Origin of the sequence: Acidovorax sp. HMWF018 (assembly GCF_003061035.1) — a bacterium.
GTDB lineage: Bacteria > Pseudomonadota > Gammaproteobacteria > Burkholderiales > Burkholderiaceae_C > Acidovorax > Acidovorax delafieldii.
Genome location: NZ_QAIM01000386.1, coordinates 1 through 2,743 on the forward strand (window position 1 = coordinate 1; position 2,743 = coordinate 2,743).

Annotated in this window: 3 protein-coding genes; 1 reads left to right on the plus strand and 2 read right to left on the minus strand. The window is 58.4% G+C overall.

Going from position 1 to position 2,743, the window contains the following annotated elements:
* Positions 1-110: 110 nt before the first annotated feature.
* On the plus strand, positions 111-251 hold the full coding sequence (locus DBR23_RS29660; protein WP_158276462.1) for a hypothetical protein: 141 nt from the start codon (positions 111-113) through the stop codon (positions 249-251).
* A 5-nt stretch (positions 252-256) separates the two neighbouring features.
* Here the strand turns inward: DBR23_RS29660 and DBR23_RS15105 are convergent, their stop codons facing one another.
* On the minus strand, positions 257-2,044 hold the full coding sequence (locus DBR23_RS15105; RefSeq protein WP_108498793.1) for an SIR2 family protein: 1,788 nt from the start codon (positions 2,042-2,044) through the stop codon (positions 257-259).
* A 409-nt stretch (positions 2,045-2,453) separates the two neighbouring features.
* The coding region (locus tag DBR23_RS30750; protein WP_233250474.1) for an alpha/beta hydrolase at positions 2,454-2,743 on the minus strand (290 nt) is incomplete at its 5' end.

Consider the following 2,743-nt stretch of genomic DNA (forward strand, 5'->3'; position numbering starts at 1 on the left):
GGGCGAGGCGTGCGGGGGTGGTAGTTGGCTCAGTGGCGCTTAATATTGAATGCGCTGGGTTCCGGTACCTCGGCAGCGCAAGGAGACTGTGGCTGTCAGGGAGTGAACTCATGGTCACCGTCAGCAAGCTGACGTTCGGTGCGACAACCAGTACTGACGACAGCGTTGGCAATGCACGGGACAGTTTCCATCCGACGCGCGAATCCGCGCTGATCATCGCCTCGCATTCGCTCGAGGCGGTGAAGGCCTAAGCCCGTTACCAACTCATACGCCGGGCGTATAGCTTAAAGTTTTCGGCGAAGAGTTGAAGAAAGCGGCGGCTTCCCTTGGCGTAGCCTGCCTTCAAAAGCTCAACGATCCGAGACTCATCCTCAAGCTCTTGAAGCAGCGTTCGTGCCCCGGCGCTGCGCCAGCCGGATCGGCCAACAGGCATCCAGGCAAGCACATCGTTTCGCGCCGCCGATGCTTCGATGGCTTTCTCCAACTGCGCCTCATCGTTCTCGTGGAACGCAGCAAGCGATCCCATCAGCTCGAAGCGCTCGAACAGCAGTTCGAAATTTGCATCTGCGCCTGCGAAGCTTTTGCGCCAATCCATCATCACTTCCAGAAGATGATCGCTCAGCGGGGTCTTGCGGCGATCCATACCTTCGAGCTGTTGCCAGAGTTGTTGTTCGCCGCCTGCCCACGACCAGAGGAAAAGTGTCGAGACAATCCGCTGCGGTTCGCGATTTTCCGTGGCTAGCGCAGACGAAAACAGCTGGAGCAGCGTGTCCCAGCGCGCAGCTTTGGTCAGCCCGATCCCATAGGCTGTGAAGATCAGAACGGCGGGGTAGGAGCGGAGATTCAGCCAGACAGTCAGACCGTTACCGATCTTGCCAGCGTGGTGGTACAGGCTGCGGAGCACGTCCAACACCACATCAAAGTCCTTGCCGTCGCCCCATCGCCCAAGTACGCCCGCCATGCGAGCCAGCGGCTCGGTTACAGACTCATACAACTGGACTCTTGCACGGAAGCTCTCTGGGCTCAACTGTCCCTGCGCGAAAAACGTATCTCCGTCCAATTGGTCGACTAGCCGGTCTGTCTCATGTGCGAAAAGCTCATCCAACTGAATGCGATGCTCAGGCTTGGCTAGATAGCGTTTAGCGCCGCTAACCAACAGTTCTACGCTCAGAGGGTTCTGACGCTGGCTTTTCTCAAGCGTCTCTACTCGCTGCTGAAGAGTTTGGAAGAACTCATCGGCTCCAGTGATTGGAACGGCCCTTGCGGCCCTGTGTGTTGTCAACTCTTGCGCGCCGGATCCCAGCGTTCCGCGCGCGGCCCAATACACCGGATAGCGCCGATTGGGTGCGCGAAGGAAGGCTGCACGCAGGGCATGATCCCACTCGCCCGACCAGCCACAGATGATCAGACCATGTTCATCAAAGATCCGATCCAGCAGCCGGTTGTAGCCATCGGGATAGGCGCTCAGTTCCTGATCGGTGTTCAGGATACGTGCGTCCTTGTAGTCGCCGTGTAGTTTGAGCACATAACAGCGGCTGTGCGTCAAAGGTTCGGCACCCGCGAGGGCGTCCGCAGAGGCCACGACCGTCGGCTCAATCCCCTGTTCCCGCAGGGCGTTCTCCATGAGCCGGTCGAAATTGGTGGTGACGATGACCCGCACATACCCAGCCCGAACCAACTGCGCAATGGCGTGGTGTGCTTTGGTTGACTTCTTCCGACCTTCCTCTCGATCATGCTCGTCTGGCTCGATGTAGCGATGCAGAATCGCCCTACGTTCATCCGGTGAGCTGGCGATTTCCTCCAGCAACACGGAATAGTTCGGTTCTTGGCCTGTCTGCTCGCGATACCACTTAGCCCAGTCAGTTTGCGCAGGGACACCTTGAGCTTCAGCCACGCGCCGCACGAGGTCCAGAGTGATTTCCCAACCAGTGGGAATTTCAGCTGAGCGAGATAGGCCCGAACCCAGCAGCACAGCGAAGACGCCTCTGTTCTCGTAAACGGAAAACGCAAGTTGCGTAATGGGATCGTTCTGGAGTAGTGCCATAAGACTTGATCAAGACTAAACGGTGTTAGGCCGGCTCCCGGCCTCGTTGTCTCCGGCGAATATGTTGATGTCTGAAATGAGCTCGACCGTTCGCGACTCAAAGCGCTTGAAATCGGCAAGTACGCCCTTGCGGATGAAGAGCGGCCGAGTCTCACCAGCCTTTAAGGGAATCTCGGCGCTCACTATCAGGTTCTCCCGGAAACTGTTCTGGTTCCCCCGATCGTAGACAGTCAGTTGCGGTCCAGAACTTTGCCATTGTCGATGCACGAGTCAATTCGAGTGCTAGGTATTGAATGTCTGCGGTCGTTCGAACCTGCATCCATCAAGTGTCGGATAAACGGGCCTAGTGGTCGCACGGACGTCCGATGTCAATGTCTCTGATCAGCCTACAACAGGCATCGAGCGTCGACTACGCCGTCTCCACATGTCCCCGCAGCCACGCCACGATATCCCCAGTCACCTCATCCCGATTGGACTCATTCAAGATCTCATGCCGCGCTGCCGGGTACAGCTTGACCGTCACATCGGCCACACCGGCATCCCGATACCGCTGCCCCAGTTGCTCCAACAAGACCCCGCCTGCGGCCAGCGGGTCTGCGTCGCCGGATGCGATGAGGATGGGCAGGTCACTACGGATGCGCGCGAGTTGTGCGGGGTCGGCCAGCCGGGGCGCGGGGGCGAAGAGTGAGGGGATCACGT